We start from the raw sequence: 24,692 nt of genomic DNA on the forward strand, positions 1-24,692 counted from the left end.
CCCGACATATTGCTTTGTTAGAATAGGAATCAAGCCTGATAGGGATACAGAGAAATAGGATGGAGGAATACAATGAAGAAGAAAACCATTGCCTTAAGCGCAGCCGTAGTCGTCATCGCAGGAGCCATCACAGCATTCGTGTTACTTAACAATAGTCTGGGCAATAATGTTGAGATCGAATCTGTTATTCCTGAGCAGAGCCAGGGAACGGAGACCCAGAAGGCGGGAACTGCAAATGCGGCCGCAGCAACAGGTGCTGCGGTTACGGCAGAACAGCTGAACGGTGCCTGGACCATTGCTGAACCGTCCAAAGTCTACTTGTCCGTGACCACATCCAAAGAGACCGTGAACTTCGTTGACCCTTCCGTTAAGGGAACCTGGAATGTACAGCTGGAGGATGCCAGCGCTATGACGGGCGAAGGGACGGTAGAGATGAGTGCGCTGGATTCCGGCAACGGCCAGCGGGACGAGCATGTCAAGGGAACGGACTTCCTGTCCGTTGCGGAGTTCCCGGAGTCCACCTTTGTGGTGAAGTCCTTCTCCGAGCTTCCGAAGGAATGGACGGAGGGCACAGCAGTGCCGGTTCAGTTGCAGGGTACGCTCACAGTTAAGGGCATAGCGAAGGAAGTTACGTTCGACTCACAAGCCGTATACAGCGGCGGACAGCTTAAGCTGTCCGGCACGACCATGGTCACGTTTGAAGATTTCGGCATGAGCAATCCGCATTCCATCGTGCTGGACACCGAGAATAACCTTGAGGTGCGTCTGGAGCTTGTACTGAGCAAATAATATAAAGTTGCAAGAATGACAAAGGGAACTCTCCCCGTTACCGTGGATTCGCGGCTGCGGGGGAGTTTTTTTGGTTTCTTGCTGAAACGGATGCCGTCCTTTAAAAGGATGGGGAAGCGGTATCTACTTGTGTTCAGGGAGCTCTTCATTGCACCAGATGCGGCCCGCATGGGGATAAATGCATTTCATACAATTAAAAGACGGTGTAAACCTGGATTTAACTGGTTAAGTGTATACGGTACAACTAAAAATAGAGTTGAACCTGCTTTTGCGTAATATGGGGACTTATAGATGTAGTGAATACAATTAAATCGTTCTCAGCCTACTCGGCGATTGCTTTAGTTGTACGATATACAGTTAGAGCTTGGGTGCTAGTCATGGGAACATGTACACGCCGGAGAGATTTTGATAGAATCAGAGGGACCTGAGCTTCATTAAGAGGAGGATCACACTAATGACAGAAGATAACGCTTACACGATAAAATGGGGCATTCTCAGCACAGGCTGGATCGCCCATCAGTTCGCAACAGATCTGGCCCATGCCAGCAATGGCGTGGCTTATGCCGTAGGCTCACGTACGCAGGCAAGCGCAGATGAGTTCGCCCGGAATCACGGCATCCCGGTGGCGTACGCAACCTACAAAGAACTGGTAAACGATCCTGAAGTAGACGCCGTCTACATCGGAACGCCGCATCCGTTCCACAAAGAGAATGCGCTGCTCGCGCTGCGTGCAGGGAAGGCTGTGCTGTGCGAGAAGCCTTTTACTGTGAACAGCGCCGAACTGGAAGAAGTCGTAGCCTATGCCCGGGAGCAAAAGCTGTTCCTGATGGAAGCCATGTGGAGCCGCTATCTGCCTGCCAATGTCAAGGTTAGAGAATGGCTGGGGGCAGCACGTATTGGTGAGGTTCGGCTGGTTAAGGCGGATCTGGGCTTCCGTGCGGACTGGAATCCGGAAGGGCGTCTGCTGAATCCGGCTCTTGGCGGCGGGGCACTGCTGGATGTCGGGATCTATCCTGTCTCCTTCGCCTCGATGGTCCTCGGGCCCCATCCCGAAGCGGTATCCAGTACCGTTCATATCGGGGAGACCGGTGTGGACGAGCATTTCTCGCTGCTGCTATCCTACGGCGATGGTGTATCGGCATCACTGAACGGCGGCATCCGTCTGAATATGCACGAGGAAGCCTATGTCTACGGAACCGAAGGTCATATCATAGTCAAAGGCACTCTGGTCAATCCGAAATCGGCTGAGCTCTATGTGGACGGCGAATTGGTAGAGACCTTTGAAGATGACCGTTCTTCGGTCGGGTATTCCTTCGAGGCGGAAGAGGTGGGCCGCTGTCTCCAGGCTGGGCTTACCGAGAGCCCGGTGATGACATTGGATGAATCCGTGGCGCTAATGAAGCTGCTGGATAAAGTCCGTGAACAGTGGGGGCTGAAGTATCCCGGTGAATAAACCCGCTGTTCGTGTTATCCATCTATAAGCTGATGAGGAAGGGGGGATATCAGATGACATTGATTGCTGACCGCTATCAGGGTTGCCTGCAAGGTCTGGCCGCTGGCGATGCGCTGGGAACTACTGTGGAGTTCCAGGCACCTGGAACCTTCGAGCCGCTTACGGATATTGTCGGCGGCGGGGTTTTTGCCCTGCAGCCGGGTCAGTGGACGGACGACACCTCGATGGCGCTCTGCCTTGCGGAGAGTCTGCTAACGGTGCAGGCCTGTGATCCTGTAGATCAGATGAAGCGTTATGTGAAGTGGTACCGCGAAGGCGTCCTTAGCAGTACAGGGAAATGCTTCGATATCGGGAATGCGACGCGTGCAGCACTGCATCAGTTTGAAAGGAGCGGTGAGGGGTTCAGCGGTTCAGATGATCCTCATTCGGCCGGTAACGGTTCGATTATGCGCTTGGCTCCGGTGGTGATGTACTATGCGGAGCATCCCGCCGAGGCCATCCGCAAAGCGGCGCTTAGTTCAAGGACCACGCATGGTGCGGCTGAGTGTGTCTCTGCTTGCCGGTTGCTGGCGGCGTATATTCTCGCCGGGCTGCACGGCTGGAGCAAGCAGGATATGCTGGCTGCGGATGCTTTTGGCGGGTGGCTGCAGGAGGATAGTCTGACGCCGCATATGCTGAATATTAAGCATGGCTCCTACCGGATGAAAGAGCCGCCGGAGATTCAAGGCTCGGGTTATGTGGTTGAGTCGCTTGAAGCGGCGCTATGGGCTTTTCACAAATCCTCCAGCTTCGCTGAAGGCGCACTGCTCGCCGTGAATCTCGGCAATGACGCCGACACCACCGGTGCAGTCTACGGCCAGATCGCCGGTGCGTACTACGGGCTTGAAGGCATCCCCGCCGAATGGAGCCGCAAGCTGGCGATGCGTGAGCGGATCAGCGACTACGCCGGGCGGTTGTATACCGAGCGGGTGAAATGACGGGGAATAGTTGGCATAACGGGTAAAATAACCGGGAGCTGGCATGAGGCAGGCTGGGTGCATCTGTAATGGGGCACTCAGCCTTTTTTTGCATAAGGAGAGAGAGGGGACGGGACGGGGCTACAGGAAAAAGTAAGGAGGCGGAAAGTGCTGGTATGGCTGCGGCTCCTCTTAAGTCACCCTAAGCTAAGGCTCGCTTAACTCCATTAAGTGGAAAAACGTCATTTAATTATGAGCGAACCCGTATTGTAAGGACCGTAGTTGGAAAAATGCAGCTTAATTCGGTTTGATTTAGCTAATATGGCAGATAGGGCTATAATTAAGTGTTGAAAATCCAACTAAATCCAATAAACCAGAAATGTCAGAAGCAATAAGTGTTGAAAATCCAATTAATGGTTCATCCGTAAGAACAAGACTGCGACTCTCCTAAAATATGTTATAATACTCGGACACCCTTAGCTGTGCGGATTAGTTGCAGGCTGAGGCTATTCATTTATGCGGAGGGGCGTGTATTGTTGACTGCAAGTCTATCCAATCTGTTACTGAAGCCGGACAACCACCAGCAGCATAACGAATTACTTCAGGAAATCGGCAGCTATATCCTAACGGACATATTGAATCATCCGCTTATCGTAGAGGATTCCATGAATATCAGCATCCTGCTGGATGGATCAACCGCCCTCGGAATCGTAGATGACATCTCGGATATCGATATTATCCTTATTTGCCGGGAGGAATGTTATGAATCCATTACTGGACGATTCGAACGAGCGGGGCTGATCCCGGAGCAGAGCAGTCTGTTTGTTGATGTGCATCTGCCCGGCGGGAAGACGGGACACTATACCCTTTTGAGATTATCCGGGCTGGAGCAGGCACTATTGAAGGGGCAAATGGATTGGCTGTGGAACGCCTCTGTCTCCTGTATATACCATGACCCGCTGGACGTGAAGGCGCTGTTCGCGCAATTCCTCCCGCTTCCTCCGGAGCTTCTAATGAGCATACGGAAGAATGCCTACATAGACCTTCGAAGTGCTGCCAAAAGCCTGGATAACCCGGTGCGCCGCGGAGCTGCCTTTCCGATTCTTTTTCAGGCGGTGGAGGTGTTCAAGTGGGCTCTGCGTTGTGCGATCACAGTGGAGGGGTACCCCTACCCGTATGACAAATGGCTTGTGCCAGTAGCGGAGCAGCTCCCGGTGGGGAAGAGGGTACTTGATTGTATGAACGACTTCTGGTTATATCTCAGAGAAGATGCATCCTATGCGGCAATGTATCAGGAGGATAACAGCTTTGTGAAGATGGAGAAGCGGGTCCGCAAGGTGCTACTGGAGGAGTTACGCCTGCGCGGCATAGAGGAGCCTTGGCTGGTGGAGTGGTGGAAGTATATGGAGGAATGATTGTCATATTTGCTGGAGGCGACCCTTAATGCAGTTAAGACAAATGGCTGTGGCATTGTTATTCAATGAGCAGCAAGAGATATTATTTCTTCAAAAGAAAACAGAGGCTACATTCCTCTCCGGGCATCTCGTCCCTGTCGGCGGGCATCTCGAAGAGCAGGAAATCACTGATCCGCAGAAGGCCTGCCTGAGAGAGATTGCGGAAGAAACCGGATTAACTTCTCACAGTATTAATGATCTGTCACTGCGTTATATTATTCACCGGGTGAAGGAGAATCGGGAGATTCGTATTCAGTATATTTTTATAGGCAGGGTAGTAGTGGGCAGTAGAATACTTGAGAGTGACGAAGGACGGCTGATGTGGGTGAACGGGAGTGCGCTCAATCAATATCCTGTAACCGCCTCCACCAGAGAAGTGATAGCACATTATCTTGAGACAGGGATACATAACAAGCAGTTATATACCGGTACGATGCATTCGGTTCTGGGAGAGCCTGCGATACAGTGGGCAATTCTGCAGGATTGGGAAAGACAGGTGATAGAATGAAGGACAAGGTTTGCATTCTTGGAGTTCCATTCTCCAAACTTACGCTTGAACAGACGACCTCGCTGCTGGACGAACATATTATGGACGCTCAGGGAAGACTGTTTCATCTCATTACGGCGAATCCGGAGATAACACTTGCGAGCCAGACGGATAAACAACTCCGGGAGATCATCGGATCGGCAGATCTGATTGTGCCTGACGGGATCGGCATTGTGATGGCGGCAAGAAGACAAGGAGAGCCTATTCCGGAACGGGTAACCGGCTACGATTTGCTGCTGAGCTTACTTGCACAGGGTAATGAGCGTGGGTGGAGTTTTTATTTTCTGGGGACAGATGAACTAACGAGCGTACAGGCGGTGGAGCAGATTACCCTGCGCTATCCGCAGGTGAAGATTGCCGGAAGGCATCATGGATTCTTTACACTAGAAGAGGAATCCGATATCATCGCCGATATTCAGCAGGCCAAGCCGGAGGTTCTCATTCTTGCCATGGGTGCACCCTATTCCGACAAATGGCTGTATAAGAAAAAAGAAGAATTGCGGGGGGTTAAGGTTGTGTTTGGTGTTGGAGGGAGTCTGGATGTGATTTCGGGCAAAGTAAAGTCGGCACCGGCAATCTGGAAAAAGCTTAATCTGGAGTGGGCGCACAGGCTGTTGTTCTCACCTGTCGCCAAAGGCCAGAAATCACGCTGGCGCAGACAATCTGCTCTGCCCAAATTCGTCTACCGGACGATGATACGCAAGTAATGTAAGCCGCCCCTCCATTCTGGGTAATATAGTTATAAGAGAATCGAGGAGGAGACGACATGGGCAACCCGCTGAAGGAATTCAAGAGCAGCATCAATGGTCTGAAGCAGTCGCTGGACGGTGTGAAGCAATCAGTGGACGGGCTGAAGGCCCCGGTGGATGAGTTCAAGACGAATGTGCAGGAGACGCTGGATGAGGCGAAGCTGAGACAAGAAGGGGTCAAGTCAGAGCTGGGACGGATGAAGCAGGCGGTGAAGGAAACGCAGGCCGTACTCGTCGAGGTGAAGGACACCCTTACGGCATCAGCGGATGTGCTGTATACCAGGAAGCGATATGTAAGACTGTTCGGCCGTAAAAGAAAACCGCTAACCGCCAAGGCCCGGCGTTTGTAAACCAAGCTCCTGTCTCCGGCAGAGCAGCTGCTTCGCCTAAGAAGCTATCGCTCCAATGTAAGCAGCAGTTTAACAGGGGACCGGGGGATGCCTTGCCTGAAGACAGCCTGCACGTAGCCATCCCCATGCCAAAAAAACGCAAGAGTCAAACGGTATAAAAACCGTTCCGCTCTTGCGTCTTTTTGAATGATGCAAACTGGAGAGCCGTTAGTTCAGCCGGTTACACCGCTTCGCAAGCCCCGCAGAATTAAGGTAAGGTCAAGCTTAGACTCCCCAGCGAATCTACCATAAACACAGGTACAGACTGCTCACCGATCTCAGTCTCTACATTACTATAGCTGTTCTCGAACTGGCCGCTGATCATGGCTGGTCCGGTGAGCTGGCCTACCTCGCCCTGAAGTACCAGGTAACGGCCGTTAGAGCGGGCAACGGTTCTTCCGGCAGAGTCGATATAGATCTCCTCGCAGGATAACGTTACTTTCTCATAGGAATGAAGCTCAAGCTGTGAAGCATCTATAGGAGTGTAGGTGAACTCCTGGTAGATTTCCGAGAATTCATAGACCCCGTTCACCTGACGGAAGATAGCGGTCCGATCGGCTGCACTATCTGCCAGATCCGTATTCATTACCCGAATGGAGCCGTCCTCTGCCATTAGCTGGTAGCCGCTGCCGGTGAAGCTGAACAGGAGGGCGATGCCCTCCGGCCGGATCGTATAAGCAGTGAAGGTGCTGCGTTCGTTAGCTGGGTTGCCGGTAGCCACAACTACCGGAACCTCAGAGTAAGCGGACAACGCTTCGTCAAAAGCAAGACTGCTCAGTGCCGCCGCATCCGGGATGACGTCTCCGGTACGGGTGGAGACCGTCCCGTCCCCGCTCATCTCAGCGTAGACCAGCCTGCTGCCGGAATCCACTCCGGCTACAGCAATCTGGGCCCCGTAGCGTCCGGTGACGGAGGCTGTAAGGGTGTAGCTGCCCGGGACTTCGCCGCCTGGAAGAAGTCTTACCGGCTCGGCGGTATTCCAGGCCAGGGTTGCGGCAGCGATGGCCCCGGAGGTATCCTGCACCGGGGCCAGCCCGGTATAGAGCCTGATCGCTTCGGCATACTGGCCGCTGCGCACTTGCCGCGCTCCGGCGCGAAGCAACCGGGTAATGCCGCTGTCGATCAGCTTCAGCACCTTGGAGGAGGTTATGCCTGCTGAGGCGGCATAGCTGCGGTAGCTGAGCGCGTGTCCGGCGAAGGCTGTGGTATAATCGCCGTCCAGATCTTTGTCCAGGATGAGCGCTGCGCTCTCCTGCACCTGCTTCCTGATCCAGGGCGCCGTATAACTATGACTCCTATAAGCTTCTTCCATAGATAAGGCACTGTCCAGCATAGGCCCGAAGCTTCCGGCTGCGGCGAGCGCCTGGAGTCTGGCGGTATCATGGGCCTTGAACTCCGCCGCCAGCAGTTCTTCCTTGGCTGCTTCTCCTCCGTAATAGCCATCCGGAATCTGCAGCAGGCGCCATTTGAAGCTGTCGGTATTATCGCTATTGTCGCTGCCCGTACCGGCGGACGTTCCCGTCTGCGGTCCCGCCGCGAGTCCGGCAAGAAACTGCTCCTTGAACTGCCGGAACCCTGCTGTCATCTTGTCCGAAAGGCCTGATTCGGCTGAGAGCTGGCGATAATAGACCTCATAAGGCCCGCCCGCAATCATATACTTGCCCTTCAGGCTGAGCAGGGCGGCATAACTCTCCATGTATCCGGTGAAATCCTTAACGGTCAGCTGGTCTTCCAGGGTTAAGGAAAGTCTGCTCAGACTGCTGCGTATATCCGTAATCGGGGCAAGCTCTGCAAGTCTTGCGGCAACCTCTTCTTCCTTATAGGAAATCGCCGTATTGGCCGCTGCCAGCCGGTACCGGTTCTCGGCGGCGATCAGCTCTCCGGCAGCGTATAGCCGCCCGGCTTCCTGTATGTCCTGAATCTTGTCCCTGATCCCCAGAGCCTTCTGTCCGAGCAGGACCAGCATGAAGATACACAGAATGATCATAATATTCCGCAGGGTTAAAGCCTGTTTGATCGTCATATAATATAGCCCCTTTATTCATATATAAGGATTAGAGCGGCAGACAGCTTCTAAACCTTACATTTCAGGGTCCCAGCGGTATTTAAGCTCACGAATTTCCTCGACCTTGGCATCCAGCCCGTTCCAGGGCTCGTAGGGGTTGGCGGCAATGAGTCTGGATAAGCGCAGGAAGCGGTCCTTGGGCAGATCCTGCACATATCTCCCGATCATTCCCGAATAGAGCAGCGCGTACCGCTTCATCCGTACAGCCGCACCGGCAACGGCGGTCAGAATGATCAGCCCTCTGTCCATTTCGAGGATCTGCACCTCATAATTCTTGACATAGCGCAGGGTGCGGTCCTTGATCAATTCGGGCCGGACCTTGGCAATTTCGCCAATATATTCAGCCAGCAGCGGCTCGAAGTCCTTCAGCAGCAGCTGCTCCAGCTCCAGATTCATGTCTTTGCGAAGCTGGAAGCCGTGCAGCAGGGCGACACGCTGGCGGGAGATCCGGTCTCCGCGCAGCAGAATGGAGATCTCGCGCAGCTTCTCATAAGCGAGCACATCGTTCTCGCGCAGGACAGACACGGCTTCCTGGCGGTTGAGCTCCAGATCCTCCTTAATGCTGAAGATGTTACGGCCGAGCAGTTTGTTAAGGGCGTACAGATTTTCGTTCTGCCGCACTTTTCGCTGCGTATAGTAGACCAGTCCCGCTAATACGATGCCGCCTGCACCGCATAATATCATCTCCTGGAGACTCTGACCGAAATAGATTCCCGCCAGAGTGAGCAGGAGAATGAACAGCAGCCGGGTATGCATCCGGCGCCCGGCCAGGGCTGCCGCATGCTTCTCCACCGGAATCAGCGCGGCCCGCCCGCAGCGGGTGCAGCGTTCTTCGCCAAGTGCAGTGTAACGGCCGCAGCGGCGGCAGATGCGGAGCTTCCCGAAGGCGTAGCGGGGTGCCTTGAAGGGCCGGAAGATGGCCGGTTTCTTTTTATTCACGGGCCGTGTCCCCTCCGTTCAATGCAGCAAGCAGCCGCTCGTCAATATCCTCACGGGTCAGCGGCTTCCGCTGGCGTGAAGCATAAAGAATAATCTGAATAACAGCATAAAGAAACGTTATCCCGAGTATGGCGTATGTAATCATGGAAGTCGTCCTTTCTGTGATGGTTACGGTCTTTTAATCAAATATTCAGGATTGCGGCGTATACTTAGAATAGTTCATCCGGCTCAGAATGGCGATTGTAAGTGAAGGAAGTGCCGGTCCAGCGGTCACTGTGTTGAAGTTTACAAGGTTTAATTATATCATAATGACATGTAATTGACAGAATTTAGCTATGCTTTTCGGATCTGCCAGATCCGCCGAATTTAACACAAGAGGAGCCCTATTTATGCTTCGTACAGAACGTAATTACAGAACGGCCAAGAATAGACTGCAGCGCATCTTGCCTGCACTGATCATGATCCTGTGTCTCACCGTATCCCCTTTCTACGCTTCGAGAGCGAACGCTGCTTCTGCCGCGCCCTCGCATATCGACGCTGTACTGCTGATTGATGTCAGCAACTCGATGAACAAGAGTGACAAGAACAAGATTGCCAATGAAGCGATGAAGATGTTCATTGATATGCTGTCTGCGCAGGGCGACAAGGTCGGCATCGTGGCCTACACCGACAAGGTGCAGCGTGAGAAGGCGCTGCTTGGTATCAATTCAGCCGGTGACAAGCAGGATCTGAAGGATTTCATTGACGGGCTAAGCCGCGGGCCTTACACAGATCTGGCAGTCGGGATGCAAGAGGCTGTGAAGGTGCTTGAGAACGGCAGCGATCCCGGCCATGAGCCGATGATCGTCATGCTGGCGGACGGCAATAATGACCTGAATGAAGCCAGCGGCCGGAAGCAGTCCGATTCCGATCAGGAGCTGAAGGCAGCCGTAGAAGCGGCCAAGCAGAAGGGTTATCCCGTATATACCATCGGGCTGAATGCCGATGGCAAGCTGAACAAGAATATTCTGACGGGCCTGTCCGATCAGACAGGCGGCAAGGCGTTCACGACGAATTCTGCGGATGATCTGCCGCAGATTCTCAGCGAGATTTTTGCCAGCCACTTGAAGCTGAAGGTTGTGCCTGTGCCGTCGATTACGGCGAACGGCGATTATCAGGAAGTGACGGTCAATGTGCCGAACGGCAGCGTGCTGGAAGCCAATATCTCGATCATGTCCTCGAAGCCGGTTACGGCGAAGCTCAGTGATCCGTCAGGGAAGGAAGTAGCGATTCCCTCGGATCAGGTCCTGCTGTCGAAATCGTCCACCTACACGCTGATCAAGCTGCTCTCTCCGGACGAAGGAGACTGGAAGCTCCGGGTCAAGGGGGTGCCGAAGGACAAGATCGACATCAACCTGGTATTCAACTACGATCTGGAGCTTAAGCTGGATGCCCTGCCTTCCCAGTCTTATCGCAAAGGCGACACGGTAGACATCTCCTCCCATCTGTTCAGCAACGGGACAGAGGTAACGGAGAGCAGCCTGTACAAGGAGATGAAGGCAGTACTGCTTGCGACCGATGTGGATACCGGCCAGGTGCAGGAGATTCCGCTGGACAATTCGGGCGCCGAGTTCAAGGGTGCTTTTGAAATAAAGGATAATCATGAATATGAACTGAAGGTCCGGGCAGAAGAGAGCAGCTTCTACCGCGAGAGTGATGTGCTGACCATTAACGCCAAGACGGGAACGGTGGCTACCACCCCGCCGTCAACAGGCCCTGCTCCGGGCGATAACCCGGTAACAGATGAGAAGTCATCGAACACGCTGTACTATATCATTGGCGGAATTGTTCTGCTGCTGGCCGCCGCTGCTGCATTCTGGCTGCTGCGCCGCGGCTCAAACCGCGGGTTCGTCGGACAGCTGGTTGTGGAAGTGCTGGACGGCAATACGGGAGAGAAGACTTATCCGCAGTATAAGAAGCTTGCCGGATTCCGCGGCAAATTCACGCTGCACCAGCTCTTGCAGCTTGCGCCTGAACTGAAGGAGAGCGAGAAGCTGGTCTTCACTCCGGGAACCAATGACCGGCTGCTGCTGCGCGGGGGCGAAGGGATCTCCGTGGAGCGTTCGGGGCGTGCCGCCGATACCTCACGGGGGCTGGAGATGAAGAGCGGTGACCGGGTTACGGTCTCGCTGCAGACGGTAGACAAGACGATTTTACTGGAATATTTGATATAAGAGCTAACAGCAGACTATGCTTCATACAACTTTAGGGGGAAAACCTATGAAACCGGTAGTAAGAGAACATATTCAGCAGCTTGATGTGTCGCTGGGCGGCGGGATCGTCAGCGACAAGATCAGAGTGGACACCATTGACAACCCGATTCTGATCATCGGACTTGGCGGCACGGGCATAGATGCCCTGCTGCGGCTCAAATACCAGATTAACCGCCGCTTCAAGCTGCCGGAAGACCCGTTGTCCAAGAAGAAGCGGGATAAGCCCGACAACGTGGAATTCCTGGCGTTCGAGACTAATGAACAGGACCGCGGCAAAAAATACAAAGGCATCGGCCTCGACCCGCAGAATGAATTCGTGCTGCTGGCCAATGCCGAGATTGGCGGCCTGCTGCAGAACCGCAGCATTCTGGATTCTTATATTACAGACTGGCTGTCGCCGGAGCTGAGCATCACAGACGGCATGAACGGAGCCGCCGGGGTACGTCAGGCCGGGCGCCTGCTGCTGTTCACGAAGATTAACCAGGTGGTTGCAGCCATCGACAAGAAGATCAAGACACTGTCTGTCGGCACCAGCAAGAAGCTGATGGTCTTCCTGCTCACCGGCTTGTCCGGCGGAACCGGCAGCGGGGCTTTCCTGGATATCGCCTATATCGTACGCGGTATTATTGAACGGGATTACGGCGCAGCCGGAATTGACCGTGTGAACACGCTGGGTTATCTCTTCACACCGGATGTGAATCTGGCCAACAAGAGCCTCAGCGAGCATACCCGCGAGTATATCCGCAAGAACGGCTATGCTGCGCTCAAAGAGCTGGATTACTGGATGAACGTGGACAGCCGGGGCGAACGGTTCCGCCAGCAGTACGGCAATATCCTGAACGTGAATTCGCCGCTGCCGCCGTTCAATCTCTGTCATCTGATCTCCGCAACCAATACCGAAGGCAAGCTGCTGGAGAACGCCTATGATTACTGCATGAATGTGACGGCCGAGAATATCACCAATTTCATGGCCAGTGAAGAGAAGGCCTCCGGCGAAGAATTCGCCATCCATGACTATATCAGCAACATCCGTACGAACATTGCGCAGATGAACAAGACGTATCCTGCGAACTATGAATATAACATTATCGGTGCGTCCTCGGCCGTGCTGCCGATTGAGGAAATGACGACTTATCTGGCTTACCGCCTGTTCGACAAGATGGACAAGATGTTCCATCACGCTCCCGGGCAGGAGGATGTGGAGAAGATGGCGCGCAAGCTCGGCATTGATCTGGATACCATGATCAAGACGTTCGAATCCCGTGTGCCGGAGCCGCTGCCGGGCTATCAGAACAGTGAGCGACTCAGCCATGCCAATGTCGTTAAGAACCAGGTGGTCAGCATGGACACGGAGCTGGAGCAGAACTTCCTGGCCCGTGCGCGCGAAGAATACATCAAAGCGAAGAAGCAGCTGCCGGGCGAGATTACGGGACGGTTCAGCGAAGAGCTGGAGCGCATCTTCCTGCATCCCGAGCAGGGGCCGTTCTATGTATCGCGGCTGCTCTATACCGAGAAGGGCTTCTGTATCCTGAAGCTGATCCAGTCGTATATTGAAGCGCTGCGCGAGAGTCTCCTGCGCCTGCCGCGTGATATTGAGACCGCGCAGGACAGTGCGGAGGAGAAGCTGGGCGATGCGCGCAGCGCTTTTGTCTCCAAGGAGAAGAAGAAGAATGCTTATATTGAGGCCAAGATTAATGAATACTGGCTGCATGCCGATGTAGAGCGCACCGAGCAGATGATCCAGTTCTATGAGGATCTGTATGAGCTGCTGAATGAGGAGAACAGCCGGATTTACGGCGTATTCACAGAGATCCTGACGGCGCTCAGCTCGATCTTCGAGAAGAACGGCGACATTCTGATCAATGGTGAAGAGCAGGCTGACCACAAGGGCAACAAGACCTACTACTGGAATATCGTCAATGTGCCGGATATCTCGGCGACGATCTCCAAGGTCATGGACCAGAAGGACGGCGACGATCTGATCCGCGACTTCACGCGCGAAATGCTGAAGCATTCGGGCCGCTGGGTCAAGGAGCAGGAGATCGACATCGTCCGTTCGATATCGGAATTCCTCAGCGACAAGTTCGGCGATCTCATTACCCGCTCCATGGAGGATTTCCTGGTGATGAAATACGGGCGCGACGAGCCGCTGGATAAGTTCGTGGAGCGGATTATTGCCGGACGTCTGGATGAGGATGCCGTGCCGATCTTCCATCTCAGCAACAGCTCGGGCAGCCTGCACTTCCCGTCATGGGGCTTCGTATCCGTGCCGGTGAAGGCGCCTGGGATTCTGAAGGGTGTGCGGAATTACCAGAACAATGCGCTGGGCAAATCGCAGTTCACGATCAAGGAGAGCCAGGTGAAGAACCGGATCTTCTGGCTGAATACGCGTAATGGGGTACCGCTGTTTGTATACACGCCGCTGCGGGTGTTCGAGGAGAATTATGAACGGACCATCCTGGACAAAGAAGGGATCGGCCGCCATCTGGTGATGACCGACAAGGACAACTGGACTTATCTGCCTTCACCGATTCCGGAGAAATCATGGGGCGATACCTATATGAACCCGCGGGTCCGTGACTATAATGCCAGAGTCCGTGCGGATTTCGCCCGGGCACTGGAAGCCGGTGTCATTATCGAGAAGGGCGTTGACGAGAATACGAGCAGCCGCTTCTCGGTGATCTTCACGAAGCCGTTTGACCTCACCAAGCTGCTCGGCGGGTATGATCTGCAGCTTGACTCCCCGCGCCCGAATCTGGGTGAAGTGCGCAAAGCCGCTGAAGAGCTGAAGTCTCTGCGCACAACCGGACTGGAACGCGAAGGGATCAAGGATATCTTCGGCAGCATTAACCGTGACCTGGCCCAGGAGAATCTGATCCGTTCACCGCAGCTCATTGCCCGTGTCCGTGAAGAGCTGGCGAAATACGACGCGCTCACGGCTAAGGCGGCGGAGCTGGAAGTACTGGTCCACCAGCATCTGGATGAAGACAAATGGATCGACCAGTTCATCGAAGCGCTGTACACCGATACCATTACCAAAAAAGGCGCGCTGTATGTCTATGACCGCGACGAGGACGAAGATGCCTGGGAGCCGTTCGCCAACCTGATGAAGGAACGCAGCTACGTGGAGTATGCTGTCTACCGCCATTTCCGTGCGCTCGATGAGAAGAGCCGCAGTGTCCTGCTGCGCAAGGCGGCACGCCGGGCCGGAGAGATGACGGCGGCGGAGGATGTGACTCCACTGCTGTATAAGCTGGAAGGGATGTATGTATCATTCCTGGAAGCGCGCGACAGCCTGGAATATGAGCGGGTTGAGCATGCGAACGGCGATGAAATGTACGGCTTCTACAAGAGCCTGACCGGCAAGCTCGGCAGCATCCGCAGAAAGCTGAAGTAAGCCTATGATCAGAGACCAGGCCTTACAATATGCAGAGCAATACGCTGCGCAGGAGGAAGCACAGCATAATAAGGGGGATGGGCGCAGCAGCATCCATTACCCCGCTCTGTTTCTGTTCCTCGGCGACAAGGTGACCCCGGCCATCGGTCCGGTGCTGGAGCGCTGCGAGCGCAAATGGGACAATGCGGGCGGTGTCATGGCGCTGCACGCAGGTTCTCCCAGCGGCAGCGGCAGTACGCAGGAGAAGGATGGAATCAAGGGATGGATCGGCAGCGGGAACAGCAGCGTTCATGAACGCGTGATGCATATGGCCCTGCCGAACACGGCGGGCCGTGATCCCCGGACGGTCCGGCGGGAGCTGTACCGTGAATTTCATGAGGACAGCCAGTACCTGGCCGGGATGAACCGGACGCTGCGCCAGTTAAGCAACAGCATAGCGGACTATGGACGGCTGTATTCATCCTTTGACGTCATTCATCTGTCCGTCGTTACGCGTGTCGATGACCCGCAGAATGTGCTGCTGCCGGAGATTGCCCTGCTGGCCCGGGCGATACTCAGCCAGTCGTTCAAATCGGTGCAGACCGATCTGTATGCGCTGATCAATGAGCGGGAGCAAGGGGATAACTTCGGCTATTCCAGCTCGGTAGGGCTGGCTTTTCTGCGTGAGCTGGACGGGATGCAGTCGGCGGATTATGCCTTAAGTGCTCCGCTGCTCGTTACGGAGGAAGGGCTGTCGATCCCTGTGAATCATGGCCCTTCCGCACTGTTCGATCTGGTCTATCTGCTCTCCGATAAGAACGAGCGCGGACTGATGTCGGTTCACGGGATGGACGACAATTATGAGATTATCGCCCATATCAGCCTGCTGAAGAACCGGGTCCGCCCTGCCGCCGATCAGGCCTCCGGTCATGGCGGCTACAATAATATGACCTTCAAAAGCGGCATCCGGGGCAGCACCGGCAGACAAGGCTATGCGTCGGCCGGATTCTCGGCGGTCCGCAGGCCGAACAAGCAGATTGCGCTGGCGGTGCTGTACCATGCCCTGCATTATCTGGCCGGGAGGCTGAAGACAGGCCAGACCCGGAGCCTGAAGGAGCGGCAGGCGCTGCTGGGCCTTGGAGCGGATTCCCTGCGGGCCCGGGCGGCGGAATTGCTGCCGGATGAATCCGGTCTCTCGGAGATGACCGGACTGATGAGCCATGGACGTCCGTCCTACTCGCAGCTGAAGATGCTGTCGCTGCGCGAAGCCGAGGAGCTGCTCTTCGGTGAAGGGGCGCAGGCTTATTTCCGCAGCAACTTTACGGAGGTGTCTGCAAGAAGAGCAGAGGGCATCGACCCGGCCCGGGAGTGGGCAGGGGTTCTGGCGGCCGGGGAGCAGGGAGCTTCACCGCTGACCTTCTATCAGCTCGCGGAATGGACGGGGGAGAGAACGGGCGAAGGAGGCAGCGTGCTGCACGCCTTGCGCCAGCATATGGGCGGCCTGCGTTCCGCACTTCTCTCCGCGCAGGAGGAGCTGGAACGGCTCTATGCGGAGAGTGTGGAGCGCCAGCCGTTCCAGCGGGTGCCGCTGCTGGACAAACGGACGGTGCGTAACTTCATTCATTATCTGTTCGGTGCCGTCTACGGCAAGAAATACGAGATTCTGCTGCTGGAAAGCGAGCTTGCCCTCTGTCTGCGTTACGATGCTGCCCTGGAGCAGCTGCACGCTACAAGCAAGGCCAAGGTCGCAGCGATGGACGCGCTGGAGGCAGAGCTGCACGGCATTGCGCTCGCCAGCATCGGCCGCAGCAACGAGACTGTGGACCAGAACATCATGGAGTATTACCGGGGTGTGACGGATGAGGTAATGAAGGATATCGAAACGCAGCGCGGTACGGGGATCTTCTTCAGTGAGCGGTTCATGGGGAGTCTGTCGGAGCTGCTGGACCGCGGCGGCGATGTAGTGGCTGACCGGCTGATCGGCATCTGCCGCCGGGAGCTGCTGAGCGCAGGACCGTTCACGCTTCCGTTCGAGGAAGAGCTGCTGCGGCGGGCCAATGTCGCGGCAGCTTATGAGAACCGGGGGATTGTCTCCAAGGAGGAGCTGTTTAAGCAGCTCTACCGCAGTCTGGAAGAGGAGGCTGCGATGAATGTCCGCCTGTTTGAATACACGCAGGAGCACCGGCATGAGGAGAAGTACTTCTTCGGGGACAGTAACTCCGAATTCCTGCGCTACGCCTTCGGAGCTGACGAGACCACCCGGATCTACCGGCTGGGACTGGTGCATGAACAGCGCAGAAGCGGAGTGGAGAAGCTGAATCTGATGGGCGGCTTCCATCTGGAGGACCTGCTCTATTACCGCAACGGCAAGGTCTATTACGAGACCTATGCCGGCAACGGCTACTCGCTGCACGGGCTGGAAGAGGAAGAACTGCCGGAGATGAGATAGGCGTAAGCTTCAAGCGCATGATTAATAAGATGTTCCCGGAAAGGATGAAATGCAATGCAGCGAAAAATCAATCTGCTCGTGCTGCTGTTCAGTCTGCTGGGCGGTGCCGTAGCTTTTGTTCTGGGCGAGCTGCTGCTGGACCGCAGGCCGTATGATCTGCCCCAGATGGTGCTGGTCGGCATCTATTTTGCCATCGTGGCCCTGTGTGTGGGGATAGGCTGCCTGGTAGCGGAGACCGTCTCACCTAAGCTGAACGGGCAGTCCTGGAAGCTGCGTTACCTGGGCTCCTCGTGGAAGATGTTCCCGCTGATGGTCGTGCTGCTGCTGGGTGCCGGTACGCTGACAGAGTTTGTGTATGAGCTGAATTTCGGCGGCATCAAGCCGGTGAAGAATGTCGTCATGGTGATTGATGATTCCGGCAGCATGATGCAGAGCGATCCGTCTGACCGGCGTTATGCGGCGGCCAAGGATTTGGTTCGTCAGCTCAAAAAAGACAACCGGGTGGCTGTAGTTACCTTCAGCAATGAGGCCTCCGTAGTCCAGCCGCTGATCCCGCTCTCCAAAGCGGAGAACCGCGAGAAGGTCATGGAGGTCATCGGCAGTCTGAAGACCACCGAGGGCGGTACGAATATCAGCGGTGCGCTGGCAGAAGCGATGACTGTGATCCATGAAGACGGAGTGGACCGGGGAGCGATGGTCATTCTTTTGTCCGATGGTGTCAGCCAGTTCAATACCTCTACGGAGCTGACAGCCTACCGGGAGCGGGGCATTGCGGTGAATACGATCGGGCTTGCCCTGGATGATCCTTCCGGCGCCACTCTGTTGCAGGATATCGCGGGCAACACCGGCGGTCAGTATTATGATGTTGCCGATGCGAACCGGCTGGGTGAAGTATTCCAGCAGATTTATGACCGTCTGGGAGACCGGAGCCTGCTTACCGAGCGCAGCGACGAGACGGCGGACAGTCCTTATTATGCTGTGGTCCGTGTTCTGGCATTGATCCTGCTCGGCACGGCGCTGGGCCTGGGGCTGGGCATTGTGTTCGATAACCGCCATCTGGCCCGGAGCTTCAGTATCGGGGGTGCGGTATCGGGACTCGCTGCGGGACTGATTCTGGAAGCAGGCCTTAACGGAAATACCGTCTGGGACCCTATCACCCGGCTGCTGGCTCTGCTCGTGCTTGCTGCAATTCTTACCTTGTTCACTTATATAGTGCCGGTTGGAGAAGGGCGCCTGTTGCGCCGGGGAAGAGCGGCCGGAGCTGCCCATGCGCCTGCGGATGGCCCGGGTTCACCCCGCCGTAACCGCGGCAGTAAGGGATTCTAAGTAAGATGCAAGGAGAGGAGCCAGTTGCCATGAAGTACGCTGAGGTGGATGCATCCACACCGGTGATTACCGAGATTGTATCCAGAGTGGAAGACCGGTTCTGTACGCTGCGCTGGCGCTGGCCGGATGGCGTGCAGGCGGTCTGTATACACAAGGCCTCTGCAGAGGCACCGGACGATCCAGAGCATCCGCCTTCGGGCATGAAGCTCTATACACTTGAAGAGTACAAAGCGAATAACGGATACCGTGACCGGCTGGACGAGATCGGGCTGGTGGCGTATACCATATATGTGCGGCTTAGCGGGAATGGGGAGACGCTGCTGGTCCGTCAGCGGGACGGCGGCAACCGGACGACCGTCAGCGCAGGTAAAGCGAGAATCTACTATTCCATCCAGCACAAAAAAGGATTGTTCAGCAAACTGAAGACGGTGCAGATGACGATTACTGCCGAGGTTCCGGTCCCGAAGGAAGTGCTCTGCTACGTTAAAAAACGGGATGCCCACCCGTCCTCCAAAGACGACGGCGCACTCTTCCCGTTCGTCCAGGATTTCGCCCCCGGCCGGAACCAGCTCCCGCCGATTGAGGTCGGCAAAGACGACTTCATCCGTATTTTTTTCACGGACGGCCGTAAGTATGGCGTGTATTATGAGCTGGTCCCGGAGTGAACAGTGCTGGAGCTCTAGAGATACAATTTGCAACATTATAGTTGTACCAACTGCAGCTATTCGGACGCGAGCCGGCGGGAACGGTAATATAGCTGTACAAAGTGCAGTTATATTACACTGCAGGGACCACATACAAGCAGGATGTGAGCTATATAAGAAGATTAGAGTACAGCGGAATAATTCAAGAAATGTTCGTCTTATATAGCAGTTTTGTAAGCAGCTCCATACCCGGGCGGTGCGGACAAAACTTTGAGGAGGATGAGAGATGTCTTTTTTTAGCCGTTTCATGAAGAAGAATCAGCCCGCAGCGAGGCCGCTGTATTACGATATCGTCTGCCCGTTCTGCTTCTCCCGCTTTGAGCCGGAGGAAGTGGTGTTCCGGGCCATGCACAGCCGTGAGGATGATGAGAATTACGCACTCGGTGAGGATGATCTGCTGAATAAGTACCGTGAGCGCTTCGGGCTCGATTCGGTGGACGATATGGAAGCGATTCTGAATCCGGCGGAGATCCCGGAGGAGTATCATCATTATACGGACCATGTGCTGACCGGCCTGACCGACCGCTATGGCGTGATGACCCGCAGACGGCTCTGCCCGTCCTGCCATAATGAGCTGCCGGTGACTGCCGGGAAGGTTCCTAGCAATATTATCTCGATCATCGGGGCTTCCCAGGTAGGGAAGTCTGTCTATATGACCTCGCTGATCCATACGCTGCAGCATACGACGGCAGGGCATTTCGACGCGGCCTGTATGCCGCTGAATGCCGAGATCAGCCGCAAGTTCCGCACCTTGTATGAAGAGCCGCTGTTCGAGCGGGGGGATCTGCTGGCATCTACCCAGAAGGAGAAGATGCAGGAGCCGTTTATTTTCCAGTTCGTATTCAAGGATGAATCCAAGCCCCCGCTGACGCTGGTATTCTTCGATGTGGCCGGTGAAGGGATGGTCGATCAGGATTACCTGGGTCTGCACGGCCAGCATATCAAGAACTCCGCAGGGATTCTGTTCATGGTCGATCCGCTGCAGATCCGTTCGGTCCGGGAGAAGATCCGCATCAACTTCGGTGACCGTCCGGGCGAATGGGTGTCGCAGTATGATGAGCCGCGTGATGTGGTGCTGACCATGTTCGGCGATTTCATCGCTTATCAGGAGAAGAGCAAGACCGAGATTCCAACTGCTGTGGTTCTGGCCAAAAGCGATATGCTGCACTCCCTCAAGGATGAGGATGGAGATTATATTAAGTCCAACAGCAATGTGTTCAACAACTATGTGCACCGCAAAACGCTGAATCTGGACGAGTTCCACAACATTGACGGTGAAATCCGCCGCTTTATCGAGAAGGTGGACCGCCCGTTCAAGGATACGATGGATGTGTATTTTGCGAATACCGGTTATTTCGCCGTATCTGCGCTGGGCAGCAATCCGGTCAATCAGAAGGTGGAGGGCGTGGTCAGTCCGATCCGGGTGGATGAGCCGTTCATCTGGCTGCTGCACAAGCTGAATTATATTGAGGGGAGCGACGGGCCGTGAACAGATTCTCAGGGTCCATGATCACCCAGCAGATGTATACACGCGAGCGCCGGGGCGTATACCGGGCGACAGAGGGATTCGATACGGTAGCGAAATCGGAGGGTCTGGACAATAATTTTGTCAAAAAAATTCTACATCCCTTCTGCCTCTACGATGCACCGGCCGAGCTTACGGCTCGCGGCGAGAAGGATGAGGAGCTGTATCCTGCCGCGCTGCACCTGTTCCACACGGAGAGCAATGAGACGGTGATCGGCCTCAGCCGTTATCTGGCGGCGGATTTCACCGGACAGCGGAGCGCTTTTTTTGCCCATAATTTCGTGGTGCCGCCTATCCGCTCGGAGGAGATTGTGGAAGGATACGGGGGCTGGCTGCATGCCGGATTCGCCCGGAGTTATGAGGGGGAGCCGGGCGGGACACTGCCTGAACTGGAGTCTATTCCGGTAGAACCCCGTGAGCGTGCAGAACCGGCAGACCCGCGGACAGTGCTGAGCGGTCTCGGGTTCACCGAAGAGCTGTTCAAAGCCCTGCTGCAGGCGGTTATGCTGTCCGTAGCCGGGAAGAAGAAGATTTATGTAGCGCTGGATGTGCCCGTCAGTGAGTTGTCGCAGCGTGCGGTGGAGCTGACGGAGGTCCTCTACGCTTCATTGCCGTATGACTTCCGCCGCAGGCTGGGAGTGATCACTTATGCCAAAGAGCCGCAGAGCCGCAAATACATCCACCTGACCTTCGTGGAGAAGGGCTCGCTGCGTCCGGGGGACCGGAATATTGAGAAGGATTATATCTTCGATCTGGCAGGCGCAAGGATTCTGAATGCCGACTTCGGGGAATCCCGGCAGACTTATGCCGATCTGTCCTGGAAGATTATGGGGAAAAAGGGCGGGAATCTCAGGGATTTCGCCAAATTTGCCGACTCCCTGCTGCTCGGGGAGAGTGTGGACCGCAAGCTGTCGCTGGCCCTCTATAATGAGCTGGCTGTCTTTTATGAAATTGAGCAAGGCAATGAAGCCTTATATCCGGAGAATAAAAACGCTGTGCTGGGCGGCCTGCTCTCCTATCTGAAGCCGGAGGGGAAGCTGGACTCGCGGGCGCGGCTGAACGATATGTTCCTGGAGCGGTTCGACCGCGAATATGAGCTGATCCGTCAAAAAGGGATTCCGTCGCCGGAGATCCTGGAACGGTTCAAGGAGTATTTTGCGCTGCCGGGCCATAATTACCGGGTCAAAATTGTGGATTACTTCATCAACGGAATGCTGAACTGCCGATCCGCTGGACGGGAGGATGTGCTGGCTGCGGCGTATGGCATTATTGACAGCGATGCTGCCCTCAGTGAGGCTTTCTTCAAAAAAGTGCTGTCTCAATCGCTCTTCCGCAGAGCGCTGTTCGAGCCGTATCTGGAGTCCCGGCTTGCGGCGGCAGCCGGAACGGCGGATGTGCTCCGCCTCGTAGGCCACTTCGGCCGGAGTCTTCCGGAGGTGCTGCAGCAGGGTTCTGTGCGCGATACTCTCAAGGAATATTTACTGGAGAAGCTGCAGCGGGAGCCTGATCCGGTAGCGGCTGTAGCCGCTGTTCACGAATCGGTCCAGCAGGCGGAGAAGCAGCGCCGCAGAGGCGGCGGAGTGCATCCTGAGGCCTTGTCGCTGATGCAGGAGCTGGGGACCTCGGCCGACCGCTTCCTGCTGAACCGGATCTCGCTGGACGAGCTGTCCATGGAGCAGCTGCTGGAGATTTCATTCCTGCGCTACCGGGATACGGCGGACTGGCAGCCGCCGCTCGATGCGATCGCGAAGCGCAAAGCCAACGCGCTGCGCGCGGCCTACCGCTGGTTCGGGGAGGAGCGGCCGGATGAGGAGATCTTTGACGGATTGTCCCCGCGGGAGCTCGACGATGTACAATTGCTCGGTGCACGCTGGCTCAAGGATTCGCGGAGCATCGAGCCGTTCGACCGGCTGCCGCTGGCCTTCTATCACAGCAGTGAACGCGAAGGCGGTCCGCTGGATTATGATGCGCTGCTGGACCTGGTGGCCCGCAAGGCGGGGAATGATAAGGAGACGGTATACCGGTTCCTGGTCTGGGCGCAGCATAACCGGCTGTTCAGCATCTCGAACAAGAAGCTGTGGCCGAATTACCGGCGGGCAGTGCTGAGATATTTCCTGAAGAGCGACCGCGAAGCGTTCAAGAACCGGGACTTCCGCAAAAGCTATATCTCGGCAGCAACGCCTGCCATGCAAAGTGTCTATAATGAAGCCAGCGCCCAGCTCGCTTCGCCGCTGGCGCGGTGGATCAGCCGCAGCCGATTTCAACTCCTGATCTCCGGCAGCATCCTCGGGATCGTGCTGGTTATTGGCATCATCGTTATGGGTCAGCTGCGGCAAGGCGGTACGGATATCGCTGCGCCGGTTGCCAGTCCCAGCCCGCTTCCGGCAGTGACCGGAGAGGCCGGCGGACCGGCCCCGGTCTCTGTCCGGCTTATCGGCGCGAAAGTCAGCGGCGATGCAGGCAGCGGCGGGAATACCGGCGGCGATGAAGGCAGCGGCGGGAATACCGGCGGTGATGCAGGAGACGGTGGGAATACTGGCGGCGATGCGGGAAGCGGCGGGAATACTGGTGGTGATGCAGGAGGCGGCGGGAATACTGGCGGCGATGCAGGCAGCGGCGGGAATACTGGCGGTGATGCAGGCAGCGGCGGAAGTGGCAAGCTGGTGTTCAGCTTTGCCGCTGTGGCGGACTGCTCCGCCTTCAAGCCGGCGGAGATCAAGGTGGTGTCCGATAACAGCGTTACGGACACTTACAAGGTCAAGGCAACGGTTCAAAGTTGCCAAGTTGAAGAGGGTGCCGGAACGGACGGCGGCGTGAAGGGTGAAGAGGGCGCTGGAACGGATGGCGGCGCGAAGGGTGAAGCAGGCGCCGGAACGGACGGCGGCGCGAAAGGTGGAGCCGCTACCGCAGGAGCGGCGGCGGGAACTCCGGCACGCGTATACGAGGTGACGGTGGAGCTGGAGCCAAGCGCGAAGCTGGCCGTGGGTGATATGATCACCGCCGGAGGCTATACGCTGAAGCTGCAGGCTGATCCGGACAGCATTCCGGGAAGTACAGCCACAGCGGCACCTAGCGCGGAGCCGTCCGCTTCCGCAAGCCCGGAAGCGGACGCGGAATGAAGCAGCGGGGGTTCCCTAGCTGCAAGCTGAGCTTAAGCTTTTAACAAACGGCTTAGAGCGTCTTGTAATCCCTGTTACTCCGGTATTTATCGAAGGGACAGCATTTCGCCGGGTGACGGGCCTTAGTAGAACAAAGATTTATACTAGTGTAAACTACTTTAGCAGCTCGCTGGTTGAGGGTTTGCCGTGTCCCGAACGATTGCGGTACTTACTTATGCTTAATGCACTCTGTACAACTAAACCGTCTGATCTATCCCTGAATACACGCTTAGATGTATTTCGTACACTTAAACTAGCATCTGTAGCTTGGTTTCACCCATTCGGGCAAATTTAGTTGTACAGACTACAGTTATAGGAGGGAAGCCTTCCTTTTTACTGTTTTTAATTGCGCAGAGTACAACTATCACGGAATGTTCTTTTCTATCACCGAATGTTCTCTTCAAACTGAGCTTCATCCATTGCTGTATTACCTGAATGAAGTCCCTTTTTTGGTTCGGAGGCGCGACTAGCGGACTTATTCTGGCACCAGCAGATTGAAGTGAGTTGGATGTTAGGATATAAGTGTAAGTGCGCTGGTGTCCGTATGCTTGCGTAACGTTG

General features: G+C 55.6%; 17 protein-coding genes. 14 read left to right on the top strand and 3 right to left on the bottom strand.

Annotation, left to right across the window (positions count from 1 at the left end; genetic code table 11):
- Positions 1-72 precede the first annotated feature (72 nt).
- From KDC22_RS04505 to KDC22_RS04535, 7 genes are all read left to right on the top strand, one after another.
- Complete coding sequence (locus KDC22_RS04505) at positions 73-789, top strand: YceI family protein (RefSeq protein WP_211722199.1); 717 nt, start codon at positions 73-75, stop codon at positions 787-789.
- Between the two features lie 454 nt (positions 790-1,243).
- A complete protein-coding gene (locus tag KDC22_RS04510) occupies positions 1,244-2,242 on the top strand; it encodes a Gfo/Idh/MocA family protein (RefSeq protein WP_211722200.1) in 999 nt (332 codons plus the stop codon).
- 53 nt (positions 2,243-2,295) lie between these two features.
- Positions 2,296-3,219: an ADP-ribosylglycohydrolase family protein gene (locus tag KDC22_RS04515; protein WP_173136757.1), complete on the top strand. Its 924-nt coding sequence runs from the start codon at positions 2,296-2,298 to the stop codon at positions 3,217-3,219.
- Between the two features lie 512 nt (positions 3,220-3,731).
- Positions 3,732-4,613 (top strand): hypothetical protein, encoded by an 882-nt coding sequence (locus KDC22_RS04520; RefSeq protein ID WP_211722201.1) that lies wholly within the window; start codon positions 3,732-3,734, stop codon positions 4,611-4,613.
- A 28-nt stretch (positions 4,614-4,641) separates the two neighbouring features.
- Complete coding sequence (locus tag KDC22_RS04525) at positions 4,642-5,160, top strand: NUDIX domain-containing protein (RefSeq protein ID WP_211722202.1); 519 nt, start codon at positions 4,642-4,644, stop codon at positions 5,158-5,160.
- Positions 5,157-5,906 carry a WecB/TagA/CpsF family glycosyltransferase gene (locus tag KDC22_RS04530; protein ID WP_211722203.1) on the top strand — a complete coding sequence of 250 codons (750 nt, stop codon included), beginning with the start codon at positions 5,157-5,159 and terminating at the stop codon, positions 5,904-5,906. The genes KDC22_RS04525 and KDC22_RS04530 overlap by 4 nt, the downstream gene beginning before the upstream one ends.
- A gap of 59 nt (positions 5,907-5,965) precedes the next feature.
- Entirely contained in the window at positions 5,966-6,298 is a 333-nt protein-coding gene (locus KDC22_RS04535) for a hypothetical protein (RefSeq protein ID WP_173136753.1), read from the top strand.
- 247 nt (positions 6,299-6,545) lie between these two features.
- On the opposite strand, the gene KDC22_RS04540 is transcribed toward KDC22_RS04535, so the two are convergent.
- From KDC22_RS04540 to KDC22_RS04550, 3 genes are read right to left on the bottom strand one after another with little or no spacing between them, the layout of a single operon-like run.
- Positions 6,546-8,360, bottom strand: a complete 1,815-nt coding sequence (locus tag KDC22_RS04540) for a hypothetical protein (RefSeq protein ID WP_211722204.1) — start codon at positions 8,358-8,360, stop codon at positions 6,546-6,548.
- Positions 8,361-8,417: 57 nt separating this feature from the next.
- On the bottom strand, positions 8,418-9,341 hold the full coding sequence (locus tag KDC22_RS04545; protein WP_173136751.1) for a hypothetical protein: 924 nt from the start codon (positions 9,339-9,341) through the stop codon (positions 8,418-8,420).
- Entirely contained in the window at positions 9,334-9,486 is a 153-nt protein-coding gene (locus tag KDC22_RS04550; RefSeq protein WP_155991665.1) for a hypothetical protein, read from the bottom strand. The genes KDC22_RS04545 and KDC22_RS04550 overlap by 8 nt, the downstream gene beginning before the upstream one ends.
- A gap of 244 nt (positions 9,487-9,730) precedes the next feature.
- Here KDC22_RS04550 and KDC22_RS04555 point away from each other — a divergent pair, with 244 nt between their 5' ends.
- From KDC22_RS04555 to KDC22_RS04585, 7 genes are all read left to right on the top strand, one after another.
- On the top strand, positions 9,731-11,554 hold the full coding sequence (locus tag KDC22_RS04555; RefSeq protein WP_211722205.1) for a vWA domain-containing protein: 1,824 nt from the start codon (positions 9,731-9,733) through the stop codon (positions 11,552-11,554).
- A gap of 46 nt (positions 11,555-11,600) precedes the next feature.
- Positions 11,601-14,990: a tubulin-like doman-containing protein gene (locus KDC22_RS04560; protein WP_211722206.1), complete on the top strand. Its 3,390-nt coding sequence runs from the start codon at positions 11,601-11,603 to the stop codon at positions 14,988-14,990.
- Positions 14,991-14,994: 4 nt separating this feature from the next.
- Complete coding sequence (locus KDC22_RS04565; RefSeq protein WP_211722207.1) at positions 14,995-17,418, top strand: FtsZ/tubulin family protein; 2,424 nt, start codon at positions 14,995-14,997, stop codon at positions 17,416-17,418.
- Positions 17,419-17,472: 54 nt separating this feature from the next.
- A complete protein-coding gene (locus tag KDC22_RS04570; protein ID WP_211722208.1) occupies positions 17,473-18,744 on the top strand; it encodes a vWA domain-containing protein in 1,272 nt (423 codons plus the stop codon).
- Between the two features lie 29 nt (positions 18,745-18,773).
- Entirely contained in the window at positions 18,774-19,409 is a 636-nt protein-coding gene (locus KDC22_RS04575; protein ID WP_211722209.1) for a beta-mannanase, read from the top strand.
- A 265-nt stretch (positions 19,410-19,674) separates the two neighbouring features.
- Positions 19,675-20,937, top strand: coding sequence for a hypothetical protein (locus KDC22_RS04580; RefSeq protein WP_173136740.1), 1,263 nt, complete (start codon positions 19,675-19,677; stop codon positions 20,935-20,937).
- Entirely contained in the window at positions 20,934-24,092 is a 3,159-nt protein-coding gene (locus KDC22_RS04585) for a GAP1-N2 domain-containing protein (protein WP_211722210.1), read from the top strand. Before KDC22_RS04580 ends, KDC22_RS04585 begins: the two co-directional genes overlap by 4 nt.
- Positions 24,093-24,692 lie beyond the last annotated feature (600 nt).

This window comes from Paenibacillus tritici (assembly GCF_018207515.1).
GTDB classification, from domain to species: domain Bacteria; phylum Bacillota; class Bacilli; order Paenibacillales; family Paenibacillaceae; genus Paenibacillus_AQ; species Paenibacillus_AQ tritici.

Bases quoted from the DNA above. Each gene is read 5' to 3' on its own strand.
- KDC22_RS04570 (WP_211722208.1), top strand. From the start codon at position 17,473: ATGCAGCGAAAAATCAATCTGCTCGTGCTGCTGTTCAGTCTGCTGGGC.
- KDC22_RS04565 (WP_211722207.1), top strand. From the start codon at position 14,995: ATGATCAGAGACCAGGCCTTACAATATGCAGAGCAATACGCTGCGCAG.
- KDC22_RS04550 (WP_155991665.1), bottom strand. From the start codon at position 9,486: ATGATTACATACGCCATACTCGGGATAACGTTTCTTTATGCTGTTATT.
- KDC22_RS04580 (WP_173136740.1), top strand. From the start codon at position 19,675: ATGTCTTTTTTTAGCCGTTTCATGAAGAAGAATCAGCCCGCAGCGAGG.
- KDC22_RS04525 (WP_211722202.1), top strand. From the start codon at position 4,642: ATGCAGTTAAGACAAATGGCTGTGGCATTGTTATTCAATGAGCAGCAA.
- KDC22_RS04530 (WP_211722203.1), top strand. From the start codon at position 5,157: ATGAAGGACAAGGTTTGCATTCTTGGAGTTCCATTCTCCAAACTTACG.
- KDC22_RS04505 (WP_211722199.1), top strand. From the start codon at position 73: ATGAAGAAGAAAACCATTGCCTTAAGCGCAGCCGTAGTCGTCATCGCA.
- KDC22_RS04540 (WP_211722204.1), bottom strand. From the start codon at position 8,360: ATGACGATCAAACAGGCTTTAACCCTGCGGAATATTATGATCATTCTG.
- KDC22_RS04555 (WP_211722205.1), top strand. From the start codon at position 9,731: ATGCTTCGTACAGAACGTAATTACAGAACGGCCAAGAATAGACTGCAG.
- KDC22_RS04510 (WP_211722200.1), top strand. From the start codon at position 1,244: ATGACAGAAGATAACGCTTACACGATAAAATGGGGCATTCTCAGCACA.
- KDC22_RS04560 (WP_211722206.1), top strand. From the start codon at position 11,601: ATGAAACCGGTAGTAAGAGAACATATTCAGCAGCTTGATGTGTCGCTG.
- KDC22_RS04535 (WP_173136753.1), top strand. From the start codon at position 5,966: ATGGGCAACCCGCTGAAGGAATTCAAGAGCAGCATCAATGGTCTGAAG.
- KDC22_RS04575 (WP_211722209.1), top strand. From the start codon at position 18,774: ATGAAGTACGCTGAGGTGGATGCATCCACACCGGTGATTACCGAGATT.
- KDC22_RS04515 (WP_173136757.1), top strand. From the start codon at position 2,296: ATGACATTGATTGCTGACCGCTATCAGGGTTGCCTGCAAGGTCTGGCC.